This window comes from Flavobacterium panici (assembly GCF_024499525.1).
Classification (GTDB): domain Bacteria; phylum Bacteroidota; class Bacteroidia; order Flavobacteriales; family Flavobacteriaceae; genus Flavobacterium; species Flavobacterium panici.
This window is the reverse complement of sequence record NZ_CP100437.1, coordinates 1409450-1423468: the sequence shown is the minus strand read 5'-3', so window position 1 is coordinate 1423468 and position 14019 is coordinate 1409450. Positions and strand designations below refer to the sequence as shown.

The window sequence follows — 14019 nt, the reverse complement described above, 5'->3', positions numbered from 1 at the left end:
AATCCGCTTTAAAAAAGCGGATTTTTAAATTTAAATTCGATGAGTTAGCATGTGTAACACTCTTCTGTCATATAATAAAGGAAAGCAGCTTCTCTTTTCCATGCTGCACCGCTATTCGCAGGGCCTCCAATTCCTCCACTAATTTCTTTTAATTGATCAGATTCAAGTGCAACTACACCTAATTCATTTGCATTTTCAATAAAATCTTCTAAATTCATAATAATTAATTTTATTTTTTACCTACTCATTAGCTTTTCGGTTTCCGCTATTTTGCTAATATATAACTGTATTCTTCTTTTGCTTAGTCGATATCTGGCTATTTTTATGCGTTTTTTGCATAATTTTTTTACAAGTAACCTCTCTTCTTTTAAATCAAAGAACTATTGGCTTTTACCTTTTCCCGTAATAAAATCTGAAATCATTATTGTATCATTGTGCCACCAAAAACATTTAGATCAGCCTATGAAAACAAAATTACTTTTACTGCTATTTTTAGCACATTTTTCTATTTATGCTCAAACCAATTTAGTTCTGAACGGAGACTTTGAAAACTGGACTGAAGGAACACTTGATAACTGGGCCGTTGCGAATACTGTTACTTCAAGCTCAGATGCAGCAGCTGGACAGTATAGTGCAAAATTATCTTTTACTACTGCTTCTGCAAAAATCATTACTCAGGTGCCAATGAAAACCGGTATCACCTATATTGTAAAATTTAAATACAAATACCTTAGCAGTAATTACGGTGGTGATCATCCTATTTCACTAAAAATTTCTAAGGATGGAAGTGCGACAAGTATATCAAGCAGCGCTTTTGCATCTAATAATTCATGGACAGAAAAAGAAACAACTTTTACACCAGATATGAATCTTTCTTATGATCTATCAATTTCTATGTTTAGTTTTGATAGTGCTGTTTTTGATATTTTAATTGACGATGTTCAGGTTTACACTGATAATGTTTCTGAAGAATATACTCAAATTCCAGACACCGCTTTTGAAAACAAATTAATTGCTTTAGGAATAGATACGGATGGAACTAATGGAAAAGTTTTAACCACAAGTATTGCTTCTGTAACAGATTTATCAATGCAGTTTAGCTCAATTTCTGATTTGACAGGAATTCAGGATTTTGTTAACCTCGCTAATTTAGATTGCAGCAATAATAACTTAACAAGTCTTGACTTGTCTAAAAACACAAAGCTGACAGAGTTAAATTTCAATAATAATAAAGTAAGTACTATTGATTTGTCTAACAATAGCTTTCTTAAAAAATTAAATTGCGACGACAATTTATTAACCTCATTAGATGTTTCTAAAAATACTGAAATAACATGGTTGTATTGCTACAAGAATCAATTGACAACTTTAGATGTTACTAAAAATATATTGTTGGATGATCTTTATTTTGCAAACAATAGTATAACATCAATGGATTTATCTAAAAATCCTTTATTGATTTCTTTATATTGCCAAAACAATGCATTAACGCAGCTTGATATTTCACAAAATCCAAAACTAGTTATTTTATATGCTCCAAACAATCAACTTACAAATTTAGATATTTCTCAAAATACAGCTTTAACCAATTTGAATGTAAAGAGTAATCAATTAACGGAACTGAATTTAAAAAACGGAAAGAATACTATTCTAAATTCTTCTTTAAATCTGACTTTAAATCCAAACTTAAACTGTATTCAGGTTGATAATATAGAATATTCAAACACAAATTGGGCGGATAAAAAAGATGCTACGGCAACATTTAGCAAATTATGTAATCCTCCTATTGTTTTAGTTCCAGATTCTAATTTTGAGCAAAAATTAATTGATTTAGGTATTGATACAGATGGACTAAATGGGAAAATATTAGGTGCAGACATAGACGGAATTACCTATTTAGATCTTTCTAACAGTAATATTACAGATTTAACCGGAATCGAAATTTTTACGGGCTTAACTTATTTAGATTGCGACAACAATAATCTAAGTACTGTAGATGTAAGCAAAAATGTCCATTTAACTAAATTGGCCTTGTCTGGAAATAAGTTAACGACTTTAGATCTTTCTTCAAACAAGGATTTATTTAATTTATCTTTTAGTTATAATCAAATTTCGACAATTGATTTATCCCAAAATAAAAACCTTCATTATTTAATTGCTGACAATAATAAGCTAAACAGTGTTGATTTATCTTCTAATCCTGAATTAGAAATCATCTTTGCTGATTTTAACAATTTGTCTGAACTAAATGTGTCCAACTTAAAAAATCTATATCTTTTAAGCTGTGGCTTCAATAATCTTTCTGGACTTAATGTTGTATCAAATACAAAACTTGAACAACTGTATTGTTACAACAATCAAATAACGACTTTAGATTTGAGCAATAATGCTTTACTAAAAACTTTGAATGCTGCATTTAACCAAATAACAACTTTAGATTTGTCTCACAATCCAAACTTGACTATTATTTATTTAGTCGTAAATCCATTGACGTATTTAAATATTCAAAATGGTAATAATGAGAATTTTGTTGTGCCTTCAGAAAATGGTAAAAAGGCCGCTGGTGTTTATACAAGCTTCTTGCAAAATAGCAAACTTGGTTGTATAAAAGTTGATAATGCTGCGTATGCAAATGCAAACTGGTCTAAGATTAAAGAAAGTACCACCGTTTATTCCGAAACTTGTACATTAGGACTTGAAGATTCTGTATTTAATAAAGCAGCAATTTATCCAAACCCAACAAAAGGCGAATTGAATATTAAAAATGTAAGCTTAGAAAAAGCGAATGTTTACAATTCATTAGGGCAATTAGTTAAGTCATTTACTCTAAATTCTGCCGATGTAAATCATTCAATCAATTTAAGCGGTTTGCCAAAAGGAGTGTACTACGTGTATTTAATCAATCAAGATGCAGCTTCGGCTAAAAAAGTAATCGTCGAATAAAATAATACTTCCATTATACTAAAAAATCCCATTTTCATTAAGTTGAAAATGGGATTTTATTTCATTAAGAAATATAGTGCTTTTACGGAAAGACGTAAAGAAATCTCGTTAATATTTTATACCCTTGTATTCCAATAATTAATCAGCCTATGAAAACAAAACTACTCTTATTGCTTTTTTTAGCAAATTTTTCTATTTATGCACAGACAAATTTAGTCCCAAACGGTGGATTTGAAAAGTGGACAAGCAAAACAGCATTGTCCGATTGGACAACTCAAAACAATGTTGCTCAAAATACGGCAGATTATTGGGAAGGATTTAACAGCGCAACGCTATCTTTTACAAATAGTGCCTTAATTCCGAAAATTACAACACAAGTTCCTTTAACTGCAGGAGTTACCTATGTAGTAAAATTTAAATACAAATATTTAAGCAGCAATTATAACGGCTCTCACCCAATTGTATTAAACATTAACAAAAACGGAAGTGCGACAACCCTTTCTAGCAGTTATTTTGCCACAAACAACAACTGGACTACTGTTGAAACTACTTTTACACCAGATCAAAATTTATCTTACGATTTGAGTATTTCTTTAAATACTCTTGATAATATCGGGTTTAATGCCACTATAGATCATGTACAGATCTATGCTAAAGGAACCGAGCAATATACTCTTATTCCAGATTTGAGTTTTGAAAAAAACTTGATTGCTCTTGGTCACGACTCTGGCCCAACAGACGGAAAAGTGCTAACCGCTAATATTTCTACATTAACTTCTTTAAACATTACTGCTAATAGTAATGGGGTTGGTTTAGTTAAAGATTTGACGGGAATCCAAGATTTCACAGCATTAACATTACTAAATTGTCAAGGCCAACAATTGACAACTTTAGATCTGACTAAAAATACTGCTTTACTTACTTTAAATTGCCAAAACAACTTGCTGACAAACTTGGATATTTCTAAAAACTCAGCTTTAACTACTATTATTTGCAATAATAATAAACTAACAAATCTCGATGTTTCTGAAAAATTAGCCTTGACCAATTTACAATGTACATCTAATAAATTAACAAGTCTGGATGTGTCAAAAAATACTGCCTTAATCACGCTGCTTTGCGACAAGAACTCACTAACAAGTCTTGATATTTCAAAAAACATTGCTTTAGTCACTTTAGATTGTTCAGCGAATTTACTAACAAGTCTGGATGCTTCAAAAAACATAGCTTTGACATCTTTATATTGCACAGACAACTCCCTAACAAGTGTAAATGTAAAAAATGGAAATAATAATGCTTTTTACTGGAATTCTATTTATCATTTAAGTTTTTCTGGAAATAAAGATTTGAAATGTATCACTGTAGATGACATAGTCTATTCAAATAAAAATTGGACGGAAAACAAAGAATCTGGGGCTACTTATGCCTTAGCTTGTGACGGAAGGTACACCGCTATTCCTGATGTAAGATTTCGCCTAGAACTAATAAATCTCGGACTAGATTCAGGTTATCTTTCTGGAAAAGTACTAACATCAAACATTTCTTCCGTTAAAACTCTTGATTTATCTTCCAAAAACATCACAGATCTTACAGGAATTGAGGATTTTACTGAATTAACTTCCTTAAATTGTGGTAATAATAAGTTGTCTTCAATAGATATTTCAAAAAATATTGCTTTAACGACATTAAATTGTTCATATAATTATACAATAGATTTTCTTGATGTTTCTAAAAATATTAATTTAAAAATCCTAAGTTGCCATAGCCTAAAAATAAGAGATTTAAACCTAAAAAATAATTTAAAGCTGACTCAACTAACCTGTAGTTATAATGCTTTGACTAGTTTAGAAATTCCTCATAATCCTGATTTTAATTATCTTGATTGTTCTAATAATCGATTGGTACAGATAGATGTTTCGAAGAATATTAAGTTAACTTACTTTGATTGCTCCAATAATAAGTTATTGAATCTTGATGTTTCAAATAATGGTTCTCTAACTACTTTTTATTGCAACTCTAACAATCTGTTTAACCTGAATGTAAAAAATGGTAATAACCTTAGATTGAGTAAACGTAACTTTATCGACAATCCAAATTTGACATGCATTAATGTTGACGCTTTCAGCACTTCGAGTTGGGGACCTAATAAAGATCCAAAAGCTTTTTACAACTCAAACTGCAGTGGTGAAAATACTCCTTATACTCTTATCCCTGATCCCGCTTTTGAGCAAAAATTGATAGATATAGGACTTGATACTGATGGTAAAAATGGAAAAGTAATTACAACCAATATAGCTTCACTAAAATCATTAGATGTGTCTTCCAGCAATATTACAAATTTAACAGGAATTGAAGACTTTACATCTTTAACTTACTTAGATTGCGGTTCAAATAAAATCTCCAATATTGATTTAACGGAAAATACTGTTTTAACTACTTTGTTTTGTCCCAAAAATGATCTGGAAGGTTTGAATCTTTACAAAAATACATTCTTGACTTATTTAGATTGTAACACAAATCGATTAAAAGCACTCAATGTATATTACCTTTTAGACCTAACTTATCTAAATGTAAGTAATAATTCTATTTCTAACGATTCTCAAGATCTAAATGTGTTTTTTAATACTGCTTTAACAAATTTAAATTGTTCCTATAATAAATTGACGACTTTAAACATAACTAATAATCCAGCTTTAACCACTTTAAACTGTGATAACAATTTACTGAGAACTTTAAATGTGAGTAAAAACTCGTTAGTGACTTTTACTTGCAGTAATAATAATCTAGAAAATTTAGACGTGAATAGATACGTGGCCTTAGAGACTTTTAATTGTAATAATAATAAACTATCTTTTTTAGATTTAACTAAAAATGTTATGTTAAACAAATTTGATTGTCAATATAATAATTTGCGATATTTGAATTTGAAAAATGGGAATAACAAAAATTTTGATATGACTTATTCTAATTTCACAAACAATACTCTAACTTGTATTAACGTAGATGATGAAAATTATTCAAATACAAATTGGTTAGATAAAAAAGATGCGACAGCTGTTTATTCTTCAAATTGTTCCTCATTAGGAATCGAAGAATCTGTTTTCGATAAAGCTTTAGTTTATCCAAATCCGACTAAAGGTGAGGTTCACATTAACAACATTATTTTAGAAAAAGCAAACGTTTACAATTCATTAGGCCAATTAGTAAAATCGTTCACTTTCAGCAATGGCGAAAACAATAATACCATAAACTTATCTGGTTTGCCTAGAGGTGTGTATTATGTATACTTAATAAATGGCGATGCCGCTTCTGCAAAAAAAATAATCCTGGAATAAACAATACAATTTAGTTCAACTAAAAAATCCCATTTTCATTAAGTTGAAAATGGGATTTTTTTATGTTTTTTAGAAGATATCTTCGCAAGTAAAAACCTCTTTTAGTCTCACGCCTTTTTCTGTATGTTCGACTGTTATAATTTGATTGTGAGCATCGTGTTCCAAAAAAAGATAATAATTATTATCTGCCGCAGCATTCAAAAATTTAGCCTTTTCTGGCATTGTCAATAAAGGTCTTATGTCATAACCCATAACATACGGAAGCGGAAGATGTCCCGCCGTTGCCAATAAATCGGCACAAAAAACTATTGTTTTATCCTGATATTGAATATGCGGAATCATTTGTTTTTCAGTATGGCCATCTGCATAGAAAATTCCGAAACCTAATTCTTTAGAGAAACCAAAATCACTTTCTGGTCTTTCAATAAAATTCAATTGTCCGCTTTCCTGCATTGGGATAATATTTTCTGTAAGGAAAGAAGCTTTTTCTCTTGCATTTGGTTTTGTTGCCCAATTCCAGTGATTTTCATTTGTCCAGAATTTTGCATTCTTAAAAGCCGGCTCGTAAAAAGTTTTATCAGAATTCCACTGAACACTTCCGCCGCAATGATCAAAATGTAAATGTGTCATAAAAACATCGGTAATATCATCTCTGTGAAAACCATATTTTGCCAATGATTTATCAATAGAATATGATCCCCAAAGTGAATAATAACCAAAGAATTTCTCCGATTGTTTGTCGCCCATTCCTGTATCGATCAAAATCAGTCGTTTTCCATCTTCAATAAGTAAACAGCGCGCTGCAATATCAATTAGATTGTTTTCATCGGCCGGATTGGTTTTATTCCAAATAGTTTTTGGAACAACGCCAAACATAGCGCCGCCATCTAACTTAAAATTTCCGGATTCTATAGGATAAAGTTTCATGAGCTTAAATTTCTAATAAGAAAACAAAGCTAGGAAATCCAAATTCCTTTTGCTAGGCATTCTCAAAATAATGTTTCTCTCACAAATATACATTGCCCACAGATTTTACGGATTTAAAGGGTTTCCGCTGTATTTTATTTTTTAGCAGCGCAGCCATTAAATTAGTCTGTATAAACCTGTTAGATCAGTTAAATCAGTGGGCTAAAAAAAATACTTTTATTCCAAAGTAATGGAAGTGCTTCCCATTATTTCTTGTTTGTCGAAGAAGTTGACAAAGTAAGTTCCTTTTTTAAATGGATTTTCATCAGAATTCAAAATTCCATATAGATTTAAAGCCTTTCCCTGAAAATCTGCTGCTACAATAAAACTGTAAACTAAAGCTTTATCGTTGCCAAATTCTATTAATTTATTTTCGCCCAAAACAGTATTTTTTTGGTCCAGAACCTGAATATAAAATACTCTTTTTCCGGTTTTAGCAACCGCATTTCCGTTAACCGAAAAACTTACTTTTAGTTTATTCGTGTTTTTTGCTCTATCTGTTTCCTGCTCTTTTCCTGATTTTTTTTCCCGAAGCGCAATCACTTTAAAATTATTTAGAACTATTTTTGAAGCATCTTTTATGGTTGATTCTAACTTTTTCTGCTTTAAAATTAAAGTGTCATTTTCTGCCTTTTGCTTATACATTACAACATTCTGAGATTCAATTTCAGTAAGCAGGCTTTTGTTTTGAGATTTAAGACTTTTTATTTCTGCAATTTTAAAGGCTAATGCTGTCTGCATATCTGAAAGCTGCTTTCTAAAAATTTGAATTTGAGTATTCGAAGGATTTTCAGATGCTTTTATAATTTCCATTAAATTTTCGACATTCTTCTTTTCAAATGCCAATTGCTGCGAAAGAGCAGTTTTTTCTAAAATTGCAACATCATATTCTAATTTCAAAACATTTAAAGAATCAAGAATACTTTTTTGAGCAATGTACTCCTTATTGTTATTGACAAGTTTAATTTTTTTATTGCTTGCTTCCTCCTTGTCTGCCTCGTCTTTTAGTTCTTTACTAAATATATAAAAAGTAGCACCTATTCCAAAAATAAAGAATATTGCTAAAAGTGCCCTGATCCATTCGTTTGTGTGGTTTTTCTTCATCATTCATCACAATTTATTGCAAAAATACCATTATTTTATTCGACTAAACAAGTAGAAATACGGTTTTTTAGCTTATTTACAATAACTTAAAACACAGTAAACCAGTATTTTACAGAATCATATGACTTTTCGTTCAAAAACAAAATTCCTTGTAAACTAAAAGTCACTCAATAAAGGGCTTTTAGGCAAAAATAACTTCTCTCTATTTTAACATTTGTTATAATAATGTGAACCGTTATGGAAAAAGGTTTTTAAGTCGTATCTTTGCAGACAATTTCATTTGAACGTTGAAATTGGCATTTAAATTTTATGTAATAAATTGATTACTATTTAAATGCAGATTAAAATGATCTTTTAAAAACAAATACCATAAACAATGATAAAGGTTTCTGATACAGCCAAAAAGAAAATCATCGATTTGATGACAGATGATGGTTTTGACGCCGCAAGCGACTACGTAAGAGTAGGCGTAAAAAGTGGTGGATGCTCTGGTTTGTCTTATGACTTAAAGTTTGACAAAACAAAGGGCGAAGATGACAAAATATTCGTAGACAATGATATACAAATTGCAGTTGAAAAAAAATCATTTCTATATTTAGCCGGAACAATTTTAGAATTCTCTGGCGGATTAAACGGAAAAGGATTTGTTTTCAATAATCCAAATGCAAGCAGAACTTGTGGCTGCGGCGAATCATTCTCTCTTTAGTCAAAAGCCGAAAGTCGTAAAGTCATAAAGACTAAATTGACTTCAAACTTTGGACTTTAAAACTATTAGACAATAAAAAATAATGAGCAAATACACAGAAGACGATTTAAAAATCGAACTCGAAACCAAAGAATATGAATACGGATTTTATACTAATATAGAATCTGAAACTTTCCCTATTGGCTTAAACGAAGAAATTGTAAGAGCTATTTCGCTTAAAAAAGAAGAACCGGAATGGATGACCGAATGGCGCATCGAGGCTTTTCGCGCGTGGAAAGAAATGATTGAGCCAGAATGGGCAAACGTACGTTACGAAAAACCAGATTTTCAGGCAATTTCTTATTATTCAGCTCCAAAACAAGTAGATCCTAACAAAACTTTGGACGATGTTGATCCGGAACTTTTAGAGATGTACAAAAAGCTTGGAATTTCTGTTGATGAGCAAAAAATGATGAACAATGTCGCTATGGATATTGTTGTCGATTCTGTTTCTGTAGCAACAACTTTCAAGAAAACATTGGCCGAAAAAGGAATTATTTTCTGTCCAATTTCTGAAGCCATCAAAGAACATCCAGAATTAGTAAAAAAATATTTAGGAACTGTTGTACCTCAAAAAGACAACTTCTACGCAGCATTAAACTCAGCAGTTTTCTCTGACGGAAGTTTCTGTTATATTCCAAAAGGCGTTCGCTGCCCAATGGAACTTTCAACTTATTTCAGAATCAATCAGGCAGGAACAGGACAATTCGAAAGAACTCTTGTTATTGCTGATGCTGGAAGTTATGTTTCTTACCTTGAAGGATGTACAGCTCCTAGTCGTGACGAAAACCAATTACACGCTGCTGTAGTTGAATTAATCGCTCTTGACGATGCTGAAATTAAATATTCTACCGTTCAAAACTGGTTTCCAGGAAACAAAGAAGGAAAAGGTGGAGTTTACAACTTTGTAACTAAAAGAGGTTTATGCGAAACAAACGCTAAAATTTCCTGGACACAGGTTGAAACTGGTTCTGCTGTAACCTGGAAATATCCTTCTTGTGTACTTAAAGGAGATAATTCGGTAGGAGAATTTTATTCAATCGCCGTTACCAATAATTACCAACAAGCTGATACAGGAACTAAAATGATCCATTTAGGTAAAAACACTAAATCGACTATTATTTCTAAAGGTATTTCGGCTGGTAAATCACAAAACAGTTACCGCGGATTAGTGCAAATTAGCCCAAGAGCTGAGAATGCAAGAAACTTTTCGCAATGTGATTCTCTTTTAATGGGGAACAATTGCGGAGCACATACTTTCCCTTATATCGAAAGTAAAAATCCATCTGCAAAAATAGAGCACGAAGCAACTACAAGTAAAATTGGAGAAGATCAGGTTTTTTATTGCAACCAAAGAGGTATTCCAACTGAAAAAGCGATTGCCTTAATTGTAAACGGTTTCAGTAAAGATGTATTGAACAAACTTCCAATGGAATTTGCTGTTGAAGCTCAAAAATTATTAGAGATTTCTTTAGAAGGTTCTGTAGGATAAAATTTGTTTCAAGTTTAAAGTTTCAAGTTGTTGGTTCAAACAAAGAAAATCTTGAACTAAAAATATATAACATGAATCTAACTCTTAAAAATGTAAAGAAGAAAGATTTGCTAGTTTTAAAAGCACTTGCAAAACGTTTGAATTTCGAAATTGAAGAGATAGAAAAGCCATACAATCCAGAATTTGTAAAAGAGATTCTTGATGCCGAAAAAAGTATTGAAGAAGGCAGGGGCATAAAAATGATTAAAGAAGATTTAGACAATTTGTGGAAATAATTATTTTCATTAAAAAGATATATTCGAATAAGCATTAATGGAAAATAAAAAAGTAATCATTTTAGGTTCATCAAGAAAAAACGGAAACACAACAAAAATTGTTGACGAGATTTCTAAAGAACATGGAATAGAAGTTATAAATCTAAGTGATTTTAATATTTCTTATTACGATTACGAAAGCAAAAATAGAGAAGACGATTTTTTTCCTTTAATAAAAGGTATAATCGAAAATTACGACACTTTAATTTTTGCAACGCCTGTATATTGGTATAATATGAGCGGAATCATGAAGGTCTTTTTTGATCGGTTTTCAGATTTAATCCGAATTGAAAAAGAAACCGGAAGAAAACTTAGAGGAAAGAAAATTGGCGTGATATCAAATTCACACGATAACGAAATCGAAGAAAGTTTCTACATTCCGTTTAAAAAAACAGCCGATTATTTAGGCATGGAATATTTAGGACACGCGCATTTTAATGCTAACATCCTAAACCAACAAACAAAAATAGAATTGACATTTATATAAAATAAAAAAACAATGTTATCAATAAAAAACCTTCACGCCTCAATTGGTGATAAAGAAATCCTGAAAGGAATTAATATAGAAGTTAAAGCTGGCGAAGTACACGCTATCATGGGACCAAACGGTTCTGGTAAAAGTACACTTTCTGCAGTTATTGCAGGAAACGAAAACTATGAAGTTACAGAAGGAGAAGTTGTTCTTGACGGAGAAGATCTTGCTGATTTAGCTCCTGAAGAAAGAGCACATAAAGGTGTTTTTCTTTCGTTTCAATATCCTGTAGAAATTCCTGGAGTAAGTGTAACAAACTTCATGAAAACAGCGATCAACGAAACTCGTAAAGCAAACGGACAAGAAGAAATGCCGGCAAACGAAATGTTGAAAGTTATTCGTGAGAAATCTGAATTATTAGAAATCGACCGTAAATTTTTATCTCGTTCTTTAAACGAAGGTTTTTCCGGAGGAGAGAAAAAAAGAAACGAAATTTTTCAAATGGCAATGCTAGAGCCAAAATTAGCTATTCTTGACGAAACAGATTCTGGACTTGATATTGACGCTTTAAGAATCGTTGCAAATGGTGTAAACAAATTAAAAAGCGACAAAAACGCTATTATCGTTATCACACACTACCAACGTTTGCTAGATTATATCGTTCCTGATTTCGTTCACGTTCTTTACAACGGAAAAATCGTAAAATCTGGAGGAAAAGAATTGGCTTACGAATTAGAAGAAAAAGGATACGACTGGATCAAGGCAGAGAACTAAAAAATAGTCTTAAAGTCAAAAGTCATAAAGTCAAAAGAAAATTATGGGTAAATTTAATTCTTTCGAAGAAATAAATTCCTGGCAGAAATCTAGAATCTTCAACAAGAAAATATATCTGGCAACTGAAAATTCTAATTTTAAAAAAGACTTTGATTTCGTTAGACAAATAAGACGCGCATCACTTTCTATATCATCAAATATAGCAGAAGGCTTTGAAAGAAATACAGATAAAGAGTTTGTTTATTTTTTATATGTAGCCAAAGCATCTGCAGGAGAAGTTAGATCTCAATTATATTTAGCTTTTGATTTAGAATATATTATAAAAGAAGAATTTGAAATGCTTTTAAATTCGGTAACTGAAATATCGAAATTATTAAGTGGTTTCATAAAATATTTGGAATCTAGTCGTAAAGTTTAAAGATCAAAAGTAAGAACCACACAAGTTTCAGACTTTAAGACTTTAAGACATTCGACTTTAAGACTAAAAAAGAACAATGGATTTAAAAGAAAAATTAGTATCGTCTTTTATGGCTTTTGAAGAGCGTGTCGATGTACATTCAGATTTACATGACATACGCACAAATGCTTTAAAAAACTTCGAAAATAAAGGTTTCCCAACCAAAAAAGAAGAAGCTTGGAAATATACATCGTTAAACGCCATCTTAAAAAATGACTTTACGGTTTTTCCAAAGGAAGAAAATGCAATCGAATTTAATCAGGTAAAAAAATACTTTTTACACGAAATAGATACTTATAAATTAGTATTTGTTGATGGTGTTTTTAGTTCACATTTATCTTCTACAACGCACGACGGAATTGATGTTTGCTTAATGTCATCAGCATTAACCAAACCAAAATATAAAATGGTTATTGATACCTACTTTAATCAAATTGCAAGTAAAGATGACAGTTTAACTTCATTGAATACTGCATTTGCAATGGAAGGAGCTTTTATCAATATTCCGAAGAAAAAAGTAGCCGATAAACCAATTGAAATCATGTATTTCTCAACCGGAAATGAAGCTGCATTAATGGTTCAGCCAAGAAATTTAGTAATTGTGGGCGAAAATTCACATGTTCAAATTATCGAGCGTCACCAAAGTTTGAATGAAAATCCTGTTTTAACAAATTCAGTTACAGAGATTTTTGCTCAAAAACGTGCGATTGTTGATTATTACAAAATTCAAAACGATAATAGCGAAGCAAACTTAGTTGACAATACTTATGTTTCTCAACAACAAGAAAGTCATGCTTATGTACACACTTTTTCATTTGGAGGAAATTTAACTCGTAACAACTTAAACTTTTACCACTTTGGAGAAAGATTGACAAGTACGTTAAACGGAATTTCAATTCTAAATGATAAACAACATGTTGATCATTATACTTTGGTAAACCACGCACAGCCAAACTGCGAGAGTTTCCAGGATTATAAAGGAATTTTCTCTGATCGTTCGACAGGAGTTTTCAACGGAAAAATTCTAGTAAATAAAGAAGCTCAAAAAACAAATGCTTTCCAAAAAAGTAACAATATTTTATTGAGCGATAAAGCAACTATCAATGCAAAACCACAATTAGAGATTTTTGCAGATGATGTAAAATGTTCTCACGGTTGTACAGTTGGACAGCTTGATGAAACAGCAATGTTCTATATGCAGTCACGTGGTATTCCACAAAAAGAAGCAAAAGCTTTATTGATGTACGCATTCTCAAATGCCGTTATCGAAAGCATCAAAATACCAGAATTAAAACAAAGAATTACTAAAATCATTGCCATGAAATTAGGCGTGAATTTAGGATTTGATTTATAAAAAATTCTATTTAATAAAAATGAAAACCGATAAGCTTTAAAAAGTTTATCGGTTTTTTTATTT

The 14019-nt window shown here is 31.1% G+C and carries 12 protein-coding genes; 9 read left to right on the top strand and 3 right to left on the bottom strand.

The genetic code is table 11. The features are described from left to right. Positions 1–44 precede the first annotated feature (44 nt). Positions 45–218, bottom strand: coding sequence for a hypothetical protein (locus tag NLJ00_RS06395; protein WP_256636624.1), 174 nt, complete (start codon positions 216–218; stop codon positions 45–47). 244 nt (positions 219–462) lie between these two features. On the opposite strand from NLJ00_RS06395, the gene NLJ00_RS06390 reads away from it, so the two are divergent. Continuing rightward, complete coding sequence (locus NLJ00_RS06390) at positions 463–2943, top strand: T9SS type A sorting domain-containing protein (protein WP_256636623.1); 2481 nt, start codon at positions 463–465, stop codon at positions 2941–2943. A gap of 149 nt (positions 2944–3092) precedes the next feature. Continuing rightward, positions 3093–6278: a leucine-rich repeat domain-containing protein gene (locus NLJ00_RS06385; RefSeq protein ID WP_256636622.1), complete on the top strand. Its 3186-nt coding sequence runs from the start codon at positions 3093–3095 to the stop codon at positions 6276–6278. Positions 6279–6347: 69 nt separating this feature from the next. Here NLJ00_RS06385 and NLJ00_RS06380 read toward each other — a convergent pair whose 3' ends face one another. Then, positions 6348–7205, bottom strand: a complete 858-nt coding sequence (locus NLJ00_RS06380; protein ID WP_256636621.1) for an MBL fold metallo-hydrolase — start codon at positions 7203–7205, stop codon at positions 6348–6350. 216 nt (positions 7206–7421) lie between these two features. Beyond that, positions 7422–8351: a synaptonemal complex protein 1 gene (locus tag NLJ00_RS06375; protein ID WP_256636620.1), complete on the bottom strand. Its 930-nt coding sequence runs from the start codon at positions 8349–8351 to the stop codon at positions 7422–7424. 373 nt (positions 8352–8724) lie between these two features. On the opposite strand from NLJ00_RS06375, the gene NLJ00_RS06370 reads away from it, so the two are divergent. The 7 genes from NLJ00_RS06370 to sufD all read left to right on the top strand — a co-directional run bounded on the left by NLJ00_RS06370 (position 8725) and on the right by sufD (position 13956). Then, positions 8725–9054: a HesB/IscA family protein gene (locus NLJ00_RS06370; RefSeq protein ID WP_012023267.1), complete on the top strand. Its 330-nt coding sequence runs from the start codon at positions 8725–8727 to the stop codon at positions 9052–9054. 82 nt (positions 9055–9136) lie between these two features. Beyond that, positions 9137–10585: a Fe-S cluster assembly protein SufB gene (sufB, locus tag NLJ00_RS06365; protein ID WP_129052787.1), complete on the top strand. Its 1449-nt coding sequence runs from the start codon at positions 9137–9139 to the stop codon at positions 10583–10585. Between the two features lie 71 nt (positions 10586–10656). Further along, positions 10657–10860, top strand: coding sequence for a DUF2683 family protein (locus tag NLJ00_RS06360; RefSeq protein ID WP_256636619.1), 204 nt, complete (start codon positions 10657–10659; stop codon positions 10858–10860). Positions 10861–10897: 37 nt separating this feature from the next. Then, positions 10898–11386 carry a flavodoxin family protein gene (locus NLJ00_RS06355; protein WP_256636618.1) on the top strand — a complete coding sequence of 163 codons (489 nt, stop codon included), beginning with the start codon at positions 10898–10900 and terminating at the stop codon, positions 11384–11386. Between the two features lie 12 nt (positions 11387–11398). After that, the gene (sufC, locus tag NLJ00_RS06350) at positions 11399–12145 is read left to right on the top strand and encodes a Fe-S cluster assembly ATPase SufC (RefSeq protein WP_256636617.1); all 747 of its coding nucleotides are present in this window, start codon (positions 11399–11401) and stop codon (positions 12143–12145) included. 43 nt (positions 12146–12188) lie between these two features. Beyond that, the gene (locus NLJ00_RS06345) at positions 12189–12563 is read left to right on the top strand and encodes a four helix bundle protein (RefSeq protein WP_180857129.1); all 375 of its coding nucleotides are present in this window, start codon (positions 12189–12191) and stop codon (positions 12561–12563) included. A gap of 76 nt (positions 12564–12639) precedes the next feature. After that, positions 12640–13956: a Fe-S cluster assembly protein SufD gene (sufD, locus tag NLJ00_RS06340; protein ID WP_053472859.1), complete on the top strand. Its 1317-nt coding sequence runs from the start codon at positions 12640–12642 to the stop codon at positions 13954–13956. The last annotated feature ends 63 nt before the right edge of the window (positions 13957–14019 follow it).